A 16,452-nucleotide genomic window follows, 5' to 3' on the forward strand; every position below is an offset into this window, starting at 1 on the left:
CAATGCAACTATCTAAATTGCTTGACCGCTGGTTCCCGCATCCATTTGTTTCTTTTTTAATTATCATCTTTTGGTTAATGCTCTCGCATAGTCTTGATGCGAGCGACCTACTTATGGCTGTAATTTTGGGGCTTGTGATTCCTCGATTAGTTCGACCTTTTATTACTAGAACACCGCACATTCATTGGCAACCAGCAGTAAAACTATGTTTTGTTGTACTGTGGGATATTATTATTTCCAATTTTCGCGTTGCTAAGCTGGTGTTAGGGTCACCAAAAAAATTGCATCCAAAATGGTACCGTGTACCGCTAGAAACAGAACATGAGCAAGTAAATTCTTTACTGGCAATGATTATTACCACAACACCAGGTACAGTCTCTGCTGGTATTGATCAAGAGCGTGGTGACATTTTGGTACACTCGCTCAGTACAGAAAATACTGAAAGTGATGTGCAAGACATCAAACAACGCTATGAGGCTCCACTCATGGAAATTTTTGATGTGAAAAGCAAATCGGAGGACAACACATGACCATCCTACCTTATGCACTTGGCATTAGCTTGATTGCCATCACGATCTCTATGTTGCTGTGTCTTTTTCGGATGGTAATGGGACCATCAATTGTAGACCGCCTTTTAGCACTCGATACTCTTTTTCTAAATGCAACTTGCCTGATTGTGGTATTAGGTATTTATTGGACCACCACCTCTTTATTTGAAGGGGCTTTATTGGTTGCCATGCTAGGGTTTGTTTCGACAGCTGCTTTGGCACGTTATTTCACCACTGGCCATGTGATCGATTAAAGGGAGGTCAAAATGCAATTTACAATGGAAATTATTGTTTCGATCTTTCTAGTTTTTGGCTCGTTCTTTATGTTGGTCGGTTCAATCGGAATGGTACGCCTACCCGATTTATTTATGCGACTCCATGCACCTACCAAGTCGAGCACATTAGGCTTAGGTAGCTTTTTAATTGCTTCAATGATCTTTTTTGCTTTCCAAGGTCGCTTTGGTTTTGCCGAATTACTTATTACACTTTTGGCTTTTATTACGGCACCTGTTTCAGCCAATTTAATTGCTCAAGCAGCGCTACATTTACGCTTACGCTCGCTGAGTGGTGAAGTTCCTGAAGCTATTGAACGCCCATTACCATGGGATCGTTACAAAATCGGACAGCGCTTTTCACAAAGCAAACCTCCAATGGAACCTCCTAAGGAATAAAAATTTGAACAAATAAAAAAGCCACCCAAAGGTGGCTTTTTTATTTTGAGTACGAATTACTCTTCGTCATCTGACTTACGTTCCGGTAAATCTTGTACCGCTTTTTCAATAAGACCAAACATATAGTTACCATATGCATTCGTCTTATCGTAATGGAAACGTAAGCGAGGTGTAATACGGGTTTTAATACGACGACTGAGTTCATGACGCAAGAAACCAGAAGCTTTATTCAATACATCTAAAGTTTCTTTATTCGCTGCTTCACTTTGTTCGTCACCGAGCTCACGCCCCATAACGGTAACGTAAACTTCAGCATATCCCATATCAGCACTGACTTTCACGGCTGAGATGGTCACTAGACCACCCAGACGCGGATCTTTTAACTCCTGACGGATTAGATCAGACAGCTCACGCTGTACTGAATCCGCCATTCGCTTTAAGCGTTGGCTACCCGCCATTAAAGACTCCGTTTAATCAATTGAACATCATATACTTCGATCTTATCTTGTACTTTGATGTCTTTATAACCTTTCACCGCAAGACCACATTCCATACCGGCGCGAACTTCTTCAACCACATCTTTATAGCGGCGTAATGATTCAAGCTCACCTTGGAACACAACCACGTCATCACGTAATACGCGAATCGGTTTATTACGATGTAATGTACCTTCAAGTACCATACAGCCTGCTGCTGCACCAAACTTACTTGAGTGGAATACTTCACGTACTTCAGCAACACCCAAGATTGTTTCACGGTGTTCAGGAGCAAGTTTACCGCTCATGGCATCTTTCACATCATCAATCAATTCATAGATGATGCTGTAGTAACGAATGTCGATACCATCTTGGTCACTTCTCTGACGAGCAGCTGTATCAGCACGAACGTTGAAGCCTAACAATACAGCTTCTGAAGATTCAGCAAGAATCACATCAGACTCTGTAATCGCACCAACACCCGAACTAATTACACGAACTTTTACTTCATCAGTAGAGAGTTCATATAAAGCAGCATTCAATGCTTCTAAAGTACCACGTACGTCTGTTCTTAAAACAACGTTCACTGTAGGAACATCTTTTTTGCCCATTGACGACATGATATTTTCAAGGCGCATCGCGCTTTGACGTTCAATACGTTTTTGACGTTCACGGTCAGCACGAGCATCGGCAACTTCACGTGCTTTCTTCTCGTCATTTACAACAAGAACTTCATCACCTGCCATTGGAGCATCTGGAAGACCCAGAATTTCTACTGGAATAGATGGTCCTGCTGATTTAATCGGCTTACCGTTTTCATCAGACATTGCACGGACACGACCATAAGATGAACCTGCAAGAACAAGATCACCAATATTTAATGTACCGTTTTGAACAAGAATAGAAGTTACTGCACCACGGCCTTTATCAACACGCGCTTCAATAACAACACCTTGCGCAGCACCTTCAGCAGATGCTTTTAATTCCATCAATTCTGATTGAATAAGAATTAAATCAAGGAGTTCATCAATACCCTGTCCAGTATGTGCAGAAACTTTAGCAATCGGAACATCACCACCCCATTCTTCTGGAACGATTTGTTTCGTTGTTAATTCATTTAACACACGGTCTGGATCAGCAGATTCTTTATCCATTTTGTTGATTGCAACAATAATTGGAGTACCTGCTGCACGAGCATGGTCAATTGCTTCTGCAGTTTGTGGCATTACGCCATCATCTGCCGCAACAACTAATACCACGATATCTGTTGCTTTAGCACCACGTGCACGCATTGAAGTAAACGCAGCATGTCCCGGTGTATCAAGGAATGTAATAATTCCTTTGTCTGTTTCAACGTGATACGCACCAATATGCTGGGTAATACCGCCTGCTTCACCAGCCGCCACTTTCGAACGACGGATACGGTCAAGCAATGATGTTTTACCATGGTCAACGTGACCCATGATAGTAACAACTGGTGGACGAGTTGTTTGCTCACCACGTGCTTCTTCAGCCGCTTCAAGCAAGTTATCTTCCGCTTGTGTATCAGAAACTAGAACAGGATTGTGTCCCATTTCTTCTACAACAAGTGCCGCTGTATCTTGGTCAATAGCTTGATCTTGGTTAACCAACTCACCCATTTTCATAAGTGTTTTGATAACTTCACGTACTTTAATCGCCATTTTTTGAGCAAGATCGGCAACAACAATACTTGAACCGATTTCTACATCGTAGACTTGCTTTTTAACTGGCTTTTCAAATCCATGCTTATTTGCTTGGCTTGATTTTAAACCACGTTTGTTATGGTTAACGAAGCTTTGCTCTTCTTGACCACGACGACCGCCTTTCTTACCAGCACGCGGGTTAGTAGTTGCACCACCGCGTTTAATTTCACGGTCTTCTTGCTTGAATGAATCTTCATAAGCTTGGCCAACAAGACCTGAAGCAAGTGGAGAATCATCAATTACACGAATTGTGGTAGTAGCATCGTCATTTGAATATTTAGATGCCATTTTGCGCATTTGTTCAAGCGTACGTTGCTGAGCTTCTTCAGCCGCTTTACGACGTGCAGCTTCTTCAGTTGCTTTTAACTGAGCTGTTTGAGCTTCACGCGCTTTCTTTTGCTCTAATGTTTCTGCTGGTTTTGGTGCAGGTTTTACTGTACCACCACCACGTTTTTTCACTACAACAGCAGCTTTAGGAGCTGACTGTGCAGCGCTATCTTGTTGGTGAGCAGCACGCATCGCATCTAAAGTTGCTTTTGCTTTTTGCTCTGTTTGAAGACGCGCTTTTTGCTCTGCAGTATCACGCGCTTGTTGATCTGCACGTGCTTTAGCGTCTGCTTCTGCACGCGCTTTAGCTTCTGCTGCAATTTGTTCTGGATTTGGTTTAGCAAAAACCTGTTTTTTACGTACTTCTACGTTAATTGTTTTTGCTTTACCTGAAGTACTTGCAACTTTAGCGGTACTGGTTGTTTTACGTTTCAACGCAATTTTTCCTGTGTTACCACTTTCCTGACCATGCACTTTTTTCAAATGATTGACTAAAGTGTCCTGTTGTTCAGTGGTAATAATGTCGTCTGCTGTACGTTGAGGCAAACCTGCTTCGCGAGCCTGTTCTAGGAGCTTCTCAACAGGACGTCCTACACTGAGAGCTAACTCTTTAATCGACTTGTCCGTCATATTTCATCTCCTAGTTAAACCATGATTCGCGAGCTTTCATGATCAATTGACCAGCTTTTTCATGACCAAGACCTTCAATATCAGAGATATCGTCAGTAGCCTGATCTGCCAAATCATCAACGGTAATAATACCGCGAGCGGCAAGCGAGTAAGCGATCTCAGAAGTCATGCCTTCCATTGTGAGAAGGTCTGCGCTCGGTTCTTGAATATTTTCTTGCTGTTTCAAAGCATCAGTAAGAGCTGCTTCTTTTGCACGACTTTGCAATAACTCAACCAATTCAGCATCAAGCTCAATTTCGTCAAAAGTTTCAGCAGGAACATAAGCAATCTCTTCTAAAGAAGTGAAGCCCATTTCTACCAATGCCATTGCTAAATCTTCTTCAATATCTAAACGTGATACAAACATGTCGAGATATTGCTGAGCTTCATTTTGCTGACGAGCACGATACTCTTCTTCAAGCATCATGTCGAGTTTGTAGCCAGTTAAATCAGAAGCTAAACGAACGTTTTGACCTTGTGAGCCAATCGCACGAGCTAATTGATCGCTGGTTGCAAAAATAATATCGGCACTTCTTGCATCTTCATCAAGCACGATGCCTGAAACATCAGCTGGTTCTAATGCGCTAGCAATGTATTGAGCTGGATCATCAGACCAGACCACTACATCAATACGTTCACCGTTTAACTCTTGCTGTACGGCTTGAATACGCGTACCACGCATACCAATACATGCACCTACAGGATCAATACGGTGATCATTTGTTTTAACTGCAATTTTAGCACGAACACCCGGTTGGCGTGCTGCTGCTTTAATTTCAATAATTTCTTCAGAAATTTCAGGAATTTCTTTTTTCATCAAAGCAATTAACATTTCAGGCTTAGCGCGTGATAACAACAACTGTGCGCCACGGCCTTCACGGTTAACATTATACAAGATAGCGTTTACACGTTGCTTTGGACGAAGGATTTCTTTAGGAATCATTTCTTCGCGAGCAAGATAAGCTTCTGCGTTATCACCCAAGTCAATGATAAAGCCATCTTTGGTTTGTTTTTTCACTTCACCGTAGATCAACTCACCCACTTTAGATTCGTATGCATCAGCAACTAAAGCACGCTCAGCTTCACGGATTTTTTGTACGATAACTTGTTTTGCAATTTGTGCAGCAATACGACCGAACTCAATAGATTCTACTTCGAGTTCACGCACGTCACCAATTGACCATTTAGATGGATCAACGTCAGAAATCGCATCTTGGCAAGCTGGCATTTCATGATCTTCATCTGCCACTACAGTCCATTGACGGAACGTACGGTAATCACCAGTTTTACGATCAATCTCTACACGAAGCTGAGCTTCTTCAGCATGCGTACCTTCGTAAAATCTTTTCTTCGTTGCAGCAACTAAAGCTTGTTCTAAAGCCTCGAAGATCGCTTCACGACTAACACCTTTTTCATTACTAACCGTTTCTACAACGGTAAGAATTTCGCGGCCCATAAGTCACCTACCGATTTCTTATATAATTTAAATAAATTTAATCTTGATAGATCAAGTTTGCTTTATCGATATTGTTGCTGTCGATATCAAGCACATGCTTTCCTTCAACTTCAACCTGAATCTCTTCATTTTCAAGGTCTACAGCAAGGAGTTTTGCTTGAAATTTACGGCGATTTTCTACTGCTGCAATTAAACGCAAAGCAACTTGTTGTCCAATGTAACTTTGCAATTGTTCGAGTTGAAAAAATGGGCGATCCCAACCTGGTGAAGAAACTTCTAAAGAATACTCACCTGAAATCGGATCATGAACATCCAACATCGCGCCGACTTGTTGTGTAACTCGTACACAATCTTGTACGCCAATACCACGACCTTGTTCTACTTCACCATCTTCATTAATCACTGGTTCAGCATTTTCATCAACCGGTCTATCGATATAAATACGCAATAATGAACGTTTACCTTGTGGAAGGAATTCAATTCCCCACAGGTCAACACCACATGCCTGCACTGCTGGAGCAATCATGTCATACAATGCTTGGGATTTATTTGATAATTTCATTTACTCTCGTCATTCTCGTGCGATTCAATCGGTTGTTTTAACCGACACAGACCTACTATAGTGAAGCATGACTATTTGACCAATTGATGTCGACACTACACGATAGCGATACGATAACCAATAAAAAAGGGCGTTAATCGCCCCTATGTAGCACAGAAAACAATAGTCCACTGTGCAAAAAGGCCCACCTGTCTGTGAGCCTCTTTTAAGAAACTTGGTAGCGGGAGCTGGATTTGAACCAACGACCTTCGGGTTATGAGCCCGACGAGCTACCAGACTGCTCCATCCCGCATCAACGTGCAAAAATTATATACAAATATCGAAAAAAGTCAATGTAAACTTATCCAATATTCGCTTGATTAAGTTGCACCTTAATCAAATTGGTAGCGGGAGCTGGATTTGAACCAACGACCTTCGGGTTATGAGCCCGACGAGCTACCAGACTGCTCCATCCCGCATCAATAAACTGCTTGCACTCAACTTTCTGGTTCAAAGTTGGTGCGGAAGGGGGGACTTGAACCCCCACGCCCGAAGGCACTACCACCTCAAGGTAGCGTGTCTACCAATTCCACCACCACCGCAGCTTGTGGGACGCATTCTAGTCCTTCCAACTGCAAAAGGAAAGCCCTATTTCGAATTATTGACCCGTTTTTGGTGCATTTGGTGAAGTTTCAGGCGATGTTGTTTGAGCTGGTGCTGTTGTTTGTACAGTTTTCAAGCTATAAGCTTCCGTCGTCTGTTTTTTCGCAAAAACAGCGAGAGTTAAACTCGTTACAAAGAACAATGCAGTTAAAACAGCAGTCAAGCGAGTAAGGAAATTACCCGAACCCGATGCACCGAATACAGTTGCTGCACCGCCACCACCAAAAGAAGCACCAGCATCTGCGCCTTTACCATGTTGCACTAAAATCAATGCAATCATCAGTACAGCTAAAATAATATGTACAACAAGTACAAAAGAGTGCATACCCTATCCTCGTTATTTGCTTTGCGCGAAGGCTTGTACAATTTGATAAAAAGATGCTGCATTTAATGAAGCACCACCAACCAACGCACCATTAATGTCTGGACATGCAGCTAATTCAACAGCATTTTCAGCTTTTACACTACCACCATATAAAATAGCAATATCTGCACCTGCTGAAGTAAGCTGACATAAGCCTTCACGAATTTTAGCGTGCATCGCTTGTGCATCTTGTGGAGAAGCTGTTTTACCCGTACCAATTGCCCAAATAGGTTCATAAGCAATCACGACTTGGTTTTGCCATTGTTCAGCAGTCACTACAGGTGCAATATCACAAATTTGCTGTAAAACAACTTGCTCTGCATGGCCTTGCTCACGCTGTTCAAGACTTTCACCCACACAATAAATGACAGTCAAACCCGCATTTAATGCATTTTGGAGTTTCGCCTTCAAAATTTCAACGTTGTCGCCAAAAATATCACGGCGTTCAGAATGCCCGACCAGTACGAAATTAATTTGGCTATCTTTTAATAATTCTGCACTAACTTCACCAGTATAAGCACCTGTACCTGCAACACGCGATACATCTTGCGCAACTGTATATACTGTTCTTGCAGCATCCTGCAATTGCGACTGTACTGTTGTAAGTGCAATAGAAACAGGGGCAACGCCCACATGGCAGCTTTCATCTGCAATTTGGTTTTGTTGCAATAATTGTTTAAATTCTTCTATAAGTTGGTTGGCGTTAGCACGCATTGGATTCATTTTCCAGTTGCCAACTACCCAAGGCGTAATCGTCGAACCCGACATACTGCTCACCTTTCATCAAAAATGCAGCACATTCTACACGCATTTATACAAATTTCAGATACTTTTCTTTAATGGGATTACTTATATCTTTTCTACTCTTTGAAATTAAAAAAACTTTCTAAGGGTTCAAACTTAAACATTCTAAAAATTAATCTATAAAAACTTCGACTGGTTCAAGCTTTAACAGTCTGAGTAGGACTAGAGCAACATTTTATAAGGTAGTAATTTTACATAACAAAAGTATAATTTTTCATATACCAATTATAAACACATTAGCATAGGCAGGCAGATGTCAGCATTACATACATCTCCAAAATTTACGGGGTTTTTTCGGCGATTAGTCGAAGAAAAGCATGTGTCGGCAGCGACCATGCAAAATGCATTAGATGCAGCAAAGAGAGCTAAGCAGGATACAGTCGCATATTTAATTGAAGAGGTTCATCTCTCCCCTTCTTTATTGGCTGAAACAATTTCTGCTGAGTTTGCTGAACCATATTTTGATCTAGATGTATATGACACATCTCAGATTCCTAAAGATCTGGTCGATCAAAAACTGATTTTAAAACATCGGATTTTGCCCCTTATTCAAAGAGGGCAAATTTTATATGTCGCGACCAGCAATCCAAGCAATATTGAAGCGATTGATGCGATCCGTTTTAACAGCAAACTGATGGTTGAACCTGTCATTGTTGAGCACCATAAACTCGAAAAAGTTTTAGGTCAGCATTTTGCAGAAGAAAGCAGCTTTGACTTTAATGATGAAGAGTTTGATCTTGATGTCAGTCTTGATGGCCCTACCACTCAAGAGGATGAAGAAGAAACACCACAAGGTGATGAAGCACCCATTGTTAAATATATTAATAAGTTGCTCATTGATGCCATTCGTATGGGTGCTTCAGATTTACATTTTGAACCGTATGAAAAATCATATCGGGTACGTTATCGTGTCGATGGCGTGTTACGTCAAATTGCCAATCCACCTTTACAACTTGCGAACCGTTTGGCCTCACGTTTGAAAGTCATGTCTCAAATGGACATTTCCGAAAAACGTGTTCCACAAGATGGTCGTATCAAACTCAAACTATCAAAGACTAAAGCAATTGATTTCCGTGTGAACTCACTCCCTACCTTATTTGGTGAAAAGTTAGTTCTTCGTATTCTTGACCCATCAAGTGCAATGCTGGGGATTGATGCATTAGGATACGAAGAAGAACAAAAAGCTTTATTTATGGAAGCTTTAGATAAACCACAGGGTATGCTTTTAATTACTGGGCCAACAGGTTCTGGTAAAACTGTATCTTTATATACAGGTTTAAATATTTTAAATACTGAAAGTTCTAATATTTCTACTGCCGAAGATCCAGTGGAAATTAACCTTGAAGGTATTAATCAGGTTAACGTGAACCCCAAAGTAGGTCTCACTTTTGCCGCCGCGCTTAAATCCTTTTTACGTCAAGACCCTGATATTATTATGGTGGGTGAGATTCGTGACTTGGAAACAGCAGAAATCGCAATTAAAGCTGCACAAACGGGTCACATGGTGATGTCAACACTGCATACTAACAGTGCTCCAGAAACGCTAACCCGTCTACGCAATATGGGGGTCCCCTCTTTTAATATTGCAACATCAGTAAACCTAGTTATTGCACAGCGTTTGGCACGACGTCTTTGCTCTCAGTGCAAAATACCTGCTGACATTCCTAAACAAAGCTTATTAGAAATGGGTTTTACCGAACAAGATTTAGCACATCCAGACTTTCGCGTTTTTCAACCGGTAGGTTGTTCTGAATGTCGTGAAGGCTATAAAGGCCGTGTCGGTATTTATGAAGTAATGAAAGTTACACCTGAAATTTCCAAGATTATTATGGAAGATGGCAATGCTTTAGAAATCGCGGCTGCTTCTGAAAAACTGGGGTTTAATAATCTACGTCGTTCAGGTTTACAAAAGGTAATGCAAGGGGTGACCTCTCTACAAGAAGTCAACCGTGTGACCAGTGAATAAGACACTATTTAAAATAAGGATAATCTAATGGCTGTCAAAAAGGCACAAATGATGCCGACTTTTGCTTATGAAGGGGTTGACCGTAAGGGCTTAAAAATTAAGGGGGAACTTCCAGCTAAAAATATGGCTTTAGCTAAAGTAACCTTACGCAAACAAGGGGTGACTGTTCGAACCATACGTGAGAAACGTAAAAATATTCTTGAAGGTTTATTCAAGAAAAAAGTATCAACGCTTGATATTACTATTTTTACCCGACAACTGGCGACCATGATGAAAGCCGGTGTACCGCTGGTACAAGGCTTTGAAATTGTCGCTGAAGGTTTGGAAAACCCAGCTATGCGTGAGGTAGTACTTGGTATTAAAGGTGAAGTTGAAGGTGGCAGTACCTTTGCTTCAGCTTTAAGAAAGTATCCTCAACATTTTGATAATTTGTTTTGTTCACTTGTTGAATCTGGTGAACAATCAGGTGCACTTGAAACCATGCTAGACCGCGTTGCAATTTACAAAGAAAAAAGTGAATTGCTCAAGCAGAAAATCAAGAAAGCAATGAAATATCCTGCAACGGTTATTGTAGTAGCGATTGTGGTGACTATTATTTTGATGGTTAAAGTCGTACCCGTTTTTCAGGATCTGTTTTCTTCATTTGGAGCAGAATTACCAGCATTCACACAAATGGTCGTGAATATGTCGAAATGGATGCAAGAATATTGGTTCATCATGATTATTGTATTTGGCGCAATTATTGTCGCCTTTCTAGAAGCAAAAAAACGTAGTAAAAAGTTCCGTGATGGTTTAGATAAACTAACGCTTAAATTACCTATTTTTGGGAACCTGGTCTATAAAGCAATTATTGCCCGTTATAGCCGTACGCTTGCCACAACATTTGCAGCAGGTGTTCCACTCATTGATGCGCTTGAGTCGACTGCTGGTGCAACCAATAATGTCATCTATGAAAAAGCCGTTATGAAAATTCGTGAAGATGTCGCAACAGGTCAGCAACTTCAGTTTGCCATGCGTTTATCTAACCGTTTTCCTTCTATGGCTATACAAATGGTTGCAATTGGTGAAGAATCTGGTGCACTAGACAGCATGCTCGATAAAGTGGCTACTTATTATGAAAATGAAGTTGATAATGCCGTTGATGGCTTAACTGCAATGATGGAACCTTTAATTATGGCAATTTTAGGGGTACTGGTAGGCGGTCTAGTAATTGCTATGTATCTTCCAATTTTCCAAATGGGCTCAGTTGTATAATGCAAGAAATCATTGCTTATTTTATTCAAAACTTAACTGCTCTTTATATTGCTGTTGCACTTGTGAGTCTATGTATTGGTAGCTTTCTGAACGTAGTGATTTATCGTACTCCAAAGATGATGGAGCAAGACTGGCAGCAAGAATGTCAAATGCTCCTCAATCCAGAACAACCGATTATTGACCATGAAAAACTGACATTAAGCAAACCTGCTTCCTCATGCCCCTCATGTCATCAACAGATTCCTTGGTATCAAAATATTCCTGTCATAAGCTGGTTAATGCTAAGAGGAAAATGTGGACACTGTCAGCACCCGATCAGCATTCGCTATCCAGCGATTGAACTACTCACCATGCTATGTTCACTGGTGGTGGTTATGGTGTTTGGCCCAACCGTACAAATGCTTTTCGGCCTAGTCCTCACATGGATACTAATTGCCCTCACCTTTATTGACTTTGATACACAACTTTTGCCTGATCGCTTTACCTTACCTTTAGCTGCCCTTGGCTTAGGTATTAATACCTTTAATATTTATACCTCACCAAACTCAGCCATTTGGGGCTACCTTATCGGCTTTCTATGTCTTTGGATTGTCTATTACCTCTTTAAAGTGATTACCGGCAAAGAAGGTATGGGTTACGGCGACTTTAAGTTACTTGCAGCTTTAGGGGCATGGATGGGGCCATTGATGCTGCCGTTAATTGTGCTATTGTCATCTTTACTAGGTGCAATTATTGGCATCATTTTATTAAAGTTACGTAATGAAAATCAGCCTTTTGCTTTTGGTCCATATATTGCGATTGCTGGTTGGGTTGCCTTTTTATGGGGTGATCAGATTATGAAAATTTATTTGGGAGGTTAAGATGGCTTTTATTCTGGGAATCACAGGTGGAATTGGTAGTGGAAAATCTGCTGCAACACAATGGTTTGAGTCCCAGGGAATCCAAGTCGTCGATGCCGACATTGTTGCGCGTGAAGTGGTTGAAAAAGGCCAACCTGCTCTTCAAAAAATTCAGCAAACTTTTGGAGACTGGGTACTTCAACCCGATGGTAGTTTAGACCGCCGCGCCTTACGTGAATATATTTTCCAAAATCCAGAAGCGCGCCACACACTCGAACAAATTACCCATCCTGCAATCCGTCAATCTATTATTCAACAGCTACAAAATCCCAAAAGTCCCTATGTGATTTTAGTTTCACCACTTCTTTTTGAAACCAACCAGCATGAATTAGTTAATCACACCCTATTAGTTGATGCGAGCGAACAAACTCAAATTCAACGTGCAAGTCAGCGCGATGGGCAAAACCAAGAACAAATCCAGAAAATTATTGCTGCACAAATGCCACGCGAGCGTAAACGTGAACTTGCCAATGACATTGTGTTTAATGACGGATTACTCGAACATTTATATCAGCAATTAGAGCCTTTACATCAAAGCTATTTGAAGCGCGCCAACTAATCTTGCTTATTTTGCTGCTGAATCTTTTGTGCCAAGCTATCTTGCCTAAACCAACGCCAAGGCTGTAAAGCACCTATTCCCATACCTACTAAGCCCACCACAATCGATGGGCTTAATGACTCGCCAAGTAAAGGTACAGCTAAAATAGCAGCAATAAACGGCGCCAAAGTCACAATACTTCCCGTTTTAAAAGCGCCTAGTCGTTGAATGGCAGCAACATAAGTCAAAGTTGCGATAATAACGACAAATACACCGTGGAAAATGCCCTGTATCGCTAAATGAACAGGACTAACTTCCATAAAATGCTTAGGCAGAAATAAAGCATAGATGGGTAAATAGATAATTGCAGACCAAATCGCAACACTTGCCATAGAGTGCCATGCGGAAAGTTTCCACTGTTTAAGTAATACAGTGAAAATACCCCACCAAATCGCACTAATAAAAAGAAGCAAATCCCCCAGGCCAAAAGCAGAAGCATTACCTTGCAACATCAACACACTCATGAGAGCCAAGGCAGTGATCATAATTGCCAGACTCACCCATGTATGCTTATCAAATGGTTGTCTAAATAAAATGTATGCTGCAATTGCAGTACAAATTGGAATACAACCATTTAAGAAAATTGCAGCATGTGCAGCAGGGGCATAAAGAAACGCGGTGTAGACGGTAAGACAATAAATGACTCCACCAATGAGCGCCAAAATAACCGCATGCTTACTCCATAAAAAAGCGAGATCTTTTTTATAAATTAAGATAGGCATCAAAATTAGAAAAGCAATAGCAAAGCGCAGTGCAGCAATATCCCAAGCACTGATATGCCACTGTGCATTTAAACGGGCAAAAAGCGTAAACCCACCCCAAATGCACATGGTTACCAATACAAAGAAATACCCTTGCTTACGGGGAGACATACTAAGACTGCTTTAAAACGAGAAAGGCAGCTCAATTATACCTTAGAACGCTGACGGCAAGCCTCATAAAGTGCCATACCTGTTGCCACGCTTACATTTAGGCTCTGCAAGTTTCCAGACATTGGAATATAAACTTTATGATCACACTGTGCCTGAGTAATTGGGCGTAAACCCGTATCTTCAGCTCCCATTACGATCACGACTGGGCCAGAGAAATCACATTTTTGAATTGGTAATGCGCTTTCATCAAGCATGGTGCCAATGACACGGGTATGAGTGGTTTCTTTAAGATGGGCTAATGTACGAGCTAAGTTTGTTACTTGAATGAACTTAACTTTCTCGGCCCCACCCGCTGCCACTTTACGAGCAGTTGGGGTCAAACTTGCTGAACGATCACGAGGCACTATCACGGCCTGAACACCCATTGCAGCGGCTGTACGAATACAAGCGCCTAAGTTATGTGGGTCAGTCACCTGATCTAATGCCAGCAATAAGGCATCTGGAGTTTCAGCCAAAATCTGATCTAGATCTTTTTCATTTAACGTCGGATGCGGACGTACTGCTGCAACTACACCTTGGTGGAATGGCAAGCCTGCAAGCTTCTCAAGACTTTCACGGCTTGCTTTTTGTACGCTAATTCCAAAAGGCTCAGCCAATTGTAAAATCTTTTGTAAACGTTGATCATCGCGCCCCTTCAATGTAAACAAGGTCAGCACGCGCTCCGGCTCAAGTTCTAACAATGACTCCACTGAGTGAACGCCATAATAATATTCCGGTTTTGCCATGAATGACCTCTAACAACGTTTGAGCAAAAAATAAAAATCCTGCAAAGCCAACTTCACAGGATTTCTTTGGGCATAGTGTACCCGATTTAAACAGGAATTTCTTAGCCTTCTAAATGGCAAACATAATCGAGTACTTCATCAGTCTCGATTTTAAAAACGCTATTGCCTGGTACATAAAATGATTGACCAGCGCGGAACAATTCACTTTCATTGCTATCTGCAATTTTAACGCGACATTCACCTGAAATAATTTCCATACGCTCAGGAACATGTGTTTCAAATGTTAAAGGCTGCTCAGTCGGCAAAATAACACCTAATGTTTTTTTCGTTCCATCTTCAAATTGCACGGTATGGCTGATACATGCTCCACCAAAATAAACATTTGATTTTTTGATGACCGTTACATGATCAAATTGGGTTGAACTCATGCACACTCTCCAGATAATGCCGCATTTATATAAATTATGATGAATGTAGTTTAATTGTGCCTAAATAACTAATCAATCAGTTTTCATATGGATAGACTTGTAATTTCCACTGCTGTAACTGAATTTTTTTAGCAAAAGCGTGCGGTAAATTTACTTCAATATTTCGACTCTTCGACACTATTGCATCATATCTGCAAACTTCATCGTGATTTTCATCGAGTAAAACCCAATAAACTTTCTCTGCTGTTGGGTGAGTAACAGCAGTTGTAACCACTGGTGAACCATTATCCATGCCAACATGAAAATTGTCTGGGTCATTTTGCATTGAAGCTGACTCATAAACCAGAAAATCGGCACTATTTTCATCAAATTGCTGGCTATCATGTACAAGCACACTTTGTTTTAAAGTCGGCCAAATACAATAACGCAGATAATGTTGATCTATGACTCGATTGTCCGGATACCTTCCAGTAGCAACATAATCTCTGATATGTGCTTCAATATTATGAAAAATACCTGAGCATCCACCCCACATACCCGCCAAAATCAATTCAGTATGAGAGTAGCTATCTCTCATTAAATGAAACCATTCATCACTTTTGAGCCAAGCATCGACGGCAGCTTTTTCACGATAAGACACAATAGAGTCAGCATCACGTATCAAAAAGCGCTTAACGGTTGGATCATCCATAACTAAAAAGCGCCAAAATAAGCCGGATAATTGTTTCTGTGAGGCACTCACCTGTACCACTTGTGCGCCATTTGCTTGTAAACGCTGCTGCACAAGTTCAGGAACGGTATCATCTAAATAGAACCGACAAGTCCATTCAGGATAGATTTCTTGAGCGAGCTTAGTATTTAAAATTGAAGTTTCACAGTAACGCGGATTTGCTCCAAATAAAGAAAAAGCAATAATGTTTTCTTGTGGATTGGAACTAAAGGGTACAGGCTTATAAGTGGGTATATTTAAAGCAGGCTCATTCTTTGTGAGTTCTTTTTTTGTTGAAATAGCTAAACGCCCAAATTTAATCTTTTCTTCCTTTTTATTTAAATGATGGCAAACTTCAGTTAATCCATCGTATAGATTTGTATTAACGTTAGAACCACTTGCTTGAATGGCTTGCATATAATGTTGATATGCATCTTCATAACGGCGTAACCGCAGCTCAGTATAAGCTAAATCAGATAATGCTCCCGGATGCTGTGGTACTAGATTTACCGCTTTTTTTACATGCTGATAAGCTTTGGCATAATCGCCTTGTGCAGCAGCCTGTTTAAATGCATTAAAATGCTGATTTAAAATTTTATTCATTTCAGCAGGATTAATTTTTTTATGGCGGTTCATCATTCCTATTGGTGCTTTCGGTAAGCTTAATGTTTTTTTCATTGTAAAGATCCGCAATCTTG

At 40.9% G+C, this 16,452-nt stretch carries 17 protein-coding genes and 3 tRNA genes; 7 read left to right on the plus strand and 13 right to left on the minus strand.

Annotated features, from left to right (window positions below; genetic code table 11):
• Positions 1-2 precede the first annotated feature (2 nt).
• Genes ACG59Z_RS05580 through ACG59Z_RS05590 form a run of 3 tightly spaced genes read left to right on the plus strand, consistent with a single transcriptional unit; the run spans position 3 to position 1,219 of the window.
• Positions 3-530 carry a Na+/H+ antiporter subunit E gene (locus tag ACG59Z_RS05580; RefSeq protein ID WP_400198279.1) on the plus strand — a complete coding sequence of 176 codons (528 nt, stop codon included), beginning with the start codon at positions 3-5 and terminating at the stop codon, positions 528-530.
• Complete coding sequence (locus tag ACG59Z_RS05585) at positions 527-802, plus strand: monovalent cation/H+ antiporter subunit F (protein WP_002053531.1); 276 nt, start codon at positions 527-529, stop codon at positions 800-802. Before ACG59Z_RS05580 ends, ACG59Z_RS05585 begins: the two co-directional genes overlap by 4 nt.
• A gap of 12 nt (positions 803-814) precedes the next feature.
• A complete protein-coding gene (locus ACG59Z_RS05590; RefSeq protein ID WP_343568488.1) occupies positions 815-1,219 on the plus strand; it encodes a Na+/H+ antiporter subunit G in 405 nt (134 codons plus the stop codon).
• A 56-nt stretch (positions 1,220-1,275) separates the two neighbouring features.
• Here ACG59Z_RS05590 and ACG59Z_RS05595 read toward each other — a convergent pair whose 3' ends face one another.
• From ACG59Z_RS05595 to tpiA, 9 genes are all read right to left on the minus strand, one after another.
• Positions 1,276-1,677 carry a ribosome-binding factor A gene (locus ACG59Z_RS05595; RefSeq protein WP_002157043.1) on the minus strand — a complete coding sequence of 134 codons (402 nt, stop codon included), beginning with the start codon at positions 1,675-1,677 and terminating at the stop codon, positions 1,276-1,278.
• Positions 1,677-4,376, minus strand: a complete 2,700-nt coding sequence (gene infB, locus ACG59Z_RS05600; RefSeq protein WP_396462688.1) for a translation initiation factor IF-2 — start codon at positions 4,374-4,376, stop codon at positions 1,677-1,679. The genes ACG59Z_RS05595 and infB overlap by 1 nt, the downstream gene beginning before the upstream one ends.
• A gap of 10 nt (positions 4,377-4,386) precedes the next feature.
• The gene (gene nusA / locus ACG59Z_RS05605) at positions 4,387-5,871 is read right to left on the minus strand and encodes a transcription termination factor NusA (protein WP_263612804.1); all 1,485 of its coding nucleotides are present in this window, start codon (positions 5,869-5,871) and stop codon (positions 4,387-4,389) included.
• A 37-nt stretch (positions 5,872-5,908) separates the two neighbouring features.
• A complete protein-coding gene (gene rimP / locus ACG59Z_RS05610) occupies positions 5,909-6,433 on the minus strand; it encodes a ribosome maturation factor RimP (protein WP_151283486.1) in 525 nt (174 codons plus the stop codon).
• Positions 6,434-6,648: 215 nt separating this feature from the next.
• Positions 6,649-6,725: transfer RNA gene (locus tag ACG59Z_RS05615), tRNA-Met, on the minus strand.
• Between the two features lie 89 nt (positions 6,726-6,814).
• Positions 6,815-6,891: transfer RNA gene (locus tag ACG59Z_RS05620), tRNA-Met, on the minus strand.
• A 38-nt stretch (positions 6,892-6,929) separates the two neighbouring features.
• Positions 6,930-7,014: transfer RNA gene (locus ACG59Z_RS05625), tRNA-Leu, on the minus strand.
• Between the two features lie 56 nt (positions 7,015-7,070).
• Positions 7,071-7,400, minus strand: coding sequence for a preprotein translocase subunit SecG (gene secG, locus ACG59Z_RS05630; RefSeq protein WP_002156913.1), 330 nt, complete (start codon positions 7,398-7,400; stop codon positions 7,071-7,073).
• A 12-nt stretch (positions 7,401-7,412) separates the two neighbouring features.
• Positions 7,413-8,207: a triose-phosphate isomerase gene (tpiA, locus tag ACG59Z_RS05635; RefSeq protein WP_400198285.1), complete on the minus strand. Its 795-nt coding sequence runs from the start codon at positions 8,205-8,207 to the stop codon at positions 7,413-7,415.
• 289 nt (positions 8,208-8,496) lie between these two features.
• Here tpiA and pilB point away from each other — a divergent pair, with 289 nt between their 5' ends.
• Genes pilB through coaE form a run of 4 tightly spaced genes read left to right on the plus strand, consistent with a single transcriptional unit; the run spans position 8,497 to position 12,921 of the window.
• Positions 8,497-10,209, plus strand: coding sequence for a type IV-A pilus assembly ATPase PilB (gene pilB, locus ACG59Z_RS05640; protein WP_400198287.1), 1,713 nt, complete (start codon positions 8,497-8,499; stop codon positions 10,207-10,209).
• Positions 10,210-10,236: 27 nt separating this feature from the next.
• Positions 10,237-11,463, plus strand: a complete 1,227-nt coding sequence (locus tag ACG59Z_RS05645) for a type II secretion system F family protein (protein ID WP_400198289.1) — start codon at positions 10,237-10,239, stop codon at positions 11,461-11,463.
• Positions 11,463-12,323 carry a prepilin peptidase gene (locus ACG59Z_RS05650; RefSeq protein WP_400198291.1) on the plus strand — a complete coding sequence of 287 codons (861 nt, stop codon included), beginning with the start codon at positions 11,463-11,465 and terminating at the stop codon, positions 12,321-12,323. Before ACG59Z_RS05645 ends, ACG59Z_RS05650 begins: the two co-directional genes overlap by 1 nt.
• 1 nt (position 12,324) lies before the next feature.
• Complete coding sequence (coaE, locus tag ACG59Z_RS05655) at positions 12,325-12,921, plus strand: dephospho-CoA kinase (RefSeq protein WP_400198293.1); 597 nt, start codon at positions 12,325-12,327, stop codon at positions 12,919-12,921.
• On the opposite strand, the gene ACG59Z_RS05660 is transcribed toward coaE, so the two are convergent.
• The 4 genes from ACG59Z_RS05660 to ACG59Z_RS05675 all read right to left on the minus strand — a co-directional run bounded on the left by ACG59Z_RS05660 (position 12,918) and on the right by ACG59Z_RS05675 (position 16,432).
• On the minus strand, positions 12,918-13,832 hold the full coding sequence (locus ACG59Z_RS05660) for a DMT family transporter (RefSeq protein ID WP_311070292.1): 915 nt from the start codon (positions 13,830-13,832) through the stop codon (positions 12,918-12,920). The two genes, coaE and ACG59Z_RS05660, sit on opposite strands and share 4 nt — an antisense overlap.
• A gap of 35 nt (positions 13,833-13,867) precedes the next feature.
• Positions 13,868-14,617, minus strand: coding sequence for a 23S rRNA (guanosine(2251)-2'-O)-methyltransferase RlmB (gene rlmB / locus ACG59Z_RS05665; protein WP_400198296.1), 750 nt, complete (start codon positions 14,615-14,617; stop codon positions 13,868-13,870).
• Positions 14,618-14,718: 101 nt separating this feature from the next.
• Positions 14,719-15,045, minus strand: coding sequence for a pyrimidine/purine nucleoside phosphorylase (locus ACG59Z_RS05670; RefSeq protein ID WP_000099685.1), 327 nt, complete (start codon positions 15,043-15,045; stop codon positions 14,719-14,721).
• A 76-nt stretch (positions 15,046-15,121) separates the two neighbouring features.
• Positions 15,122-16,432, minus strand: coding sequence for a tetratricopeptide repeat protein (locus ACG59Z_RS05675; protein ID WP_400198299.1), 1,311 nt, complete (start codon positions 16,430-16,432; stop codon positions 15,122-15,124).
• Between the last annotated feature and the right edge of the window lie 20 nt (positions 16,433-16,452).

Source organism: Acinetobacter sp. ABJ_C1_1 (assembly GCF_044684115.1).
GTDB classification, from domain to species: Bacteria; Pseudomonadota; Gammaproteobacteria; order Pseudomonadales; family Moraxellaceae; genus Acinetobacter; species Acinetobacter nosocomialis_A.

What these genes read in the sequence shown, in the direction of transcription:
- infB (WP_396462688.1), bottom strand. Translation starts at nt 4,376, where the DNA reads ATGACGGACAAGTCGATTAAAGAGTTAGCTCTCAGTGTAGGACGTCCT.
- ACG59Z_RS05580 (WP_400198279.1), top strand. Translation starts at nt 3, where the DNA reads ATGCAACTATCTAAATTGCTTGACCGCTGGTTCCCGCATCCATTTGTT.
- rimP (WP_151283486.1), bottom strand. Translation starts at nt 6,433, where the DNA reads ATGAAATTATCAAATAAATCCCAAGCATTGTATGACATGATTGCTCCA.
- pilB (WP_400198287.1), top strand. Translation starts at nt 8,497, where the DNA reads ATGTCAGCATTACATACATCTCCAAAATTTACGGGGTTTTTTCGGCGA.
- ACG59Z_RS05645 (WP_400198289.1), top strand. Translation starts at nt 10,237, where the DNA reads ATGGCTGTCAAAAAGGCACAAATGATGCCGACTTTTGCTTATGAAGGG.
- nusA (WP_263612804.1), bottom strand. Translation starts at nt 5,871, where the DNA reads ATGGGCCGCGAAATTCTTACCGTTGTAGAAACGGTTAGTAATGAAAAA.
- ACG59Z_RS05650 (WP_400198291.1), top strand. Translation starts at nt 11,463, where the DNA reads ATGCAAGAAATCATTGCTTATTTTATTCAAAACTTAACTGCTCTTTAT.
- ACG59Z_RS05595 (WP_002157043.1), bottom strand. Translation starts at nt 1,677, where the DNA reads ATGGCGGGTAGCCAACGCTTAAAGCGAATGGCGGATTCAGTACAGCGT.
- coaE (WP_400198293.1), top strand. Translation starts at nt 12,325, where the DNA reads ATGGCTTTTATTCTGGGAATCACAGGTGGAATTGGTAGTGGAAAATCT.
- tpiA (WP_400198285.1), bottom strand. Translation starts at nt 8,207, where the DNA reads ATGTCGGGTTCGACGATTACGCCTTGGGTAGTTGGCAACTGGAAAATG.
- ACG59Z_RS05675 (WP_400198299.1), bottom strand. Translation starts at nt 16,432, where the DNA reads ATGAAAAAAACATTAAGCTTACCGAAAGCACCAATAGGAATGATGAAC.
- secG (WP_002156913.1), bottom strand. Translation starts at nt 7,400, where the DNA reads ATGCACTCTTTTGTACTTGTTGTACATATTATTTTAGCTGTACTGATG.
- ACG59Z_RS05670 (WP_000099685.1), bottom strand. Translation starts at nt 15,045, where the DNA reads ATGAGTTCAACCCAATTTGATCATGTAACGGTCATCAAAAAATCAAAT.
- rlmB (WP_400198296.1), bottom strand. Translation starts at nt 14,617, where the DNA reads ATGGCAAAACCGGAATATTATTATGGCGTTCACTCAGTGGAGTCATTG.
- ACG59Z_RS05660 (WP_311070292.1), bottom strand. Translation starts at nt 13,832, where the DNA reads ATGTCTCCCCGTAAGCAAGGGTATTTCTTTGTATTGGTAACCATGTGC.
- ACG59Z_RS05585 (WP_002053531.1), top strand. Translation starts at nt 527, where the DNA reads ATGACCATCCTACCTTATGCACTTGGCATTAGCTTGATTGCCATCACG.
- ACG59Z_RS05590 (WP_343568488.1), top strand. Translation starts at nt 815, where the DNA reads ATGCAATTTACAATGGAAATTATTGTTTCGATCTTTCTAGTTTTTGGC.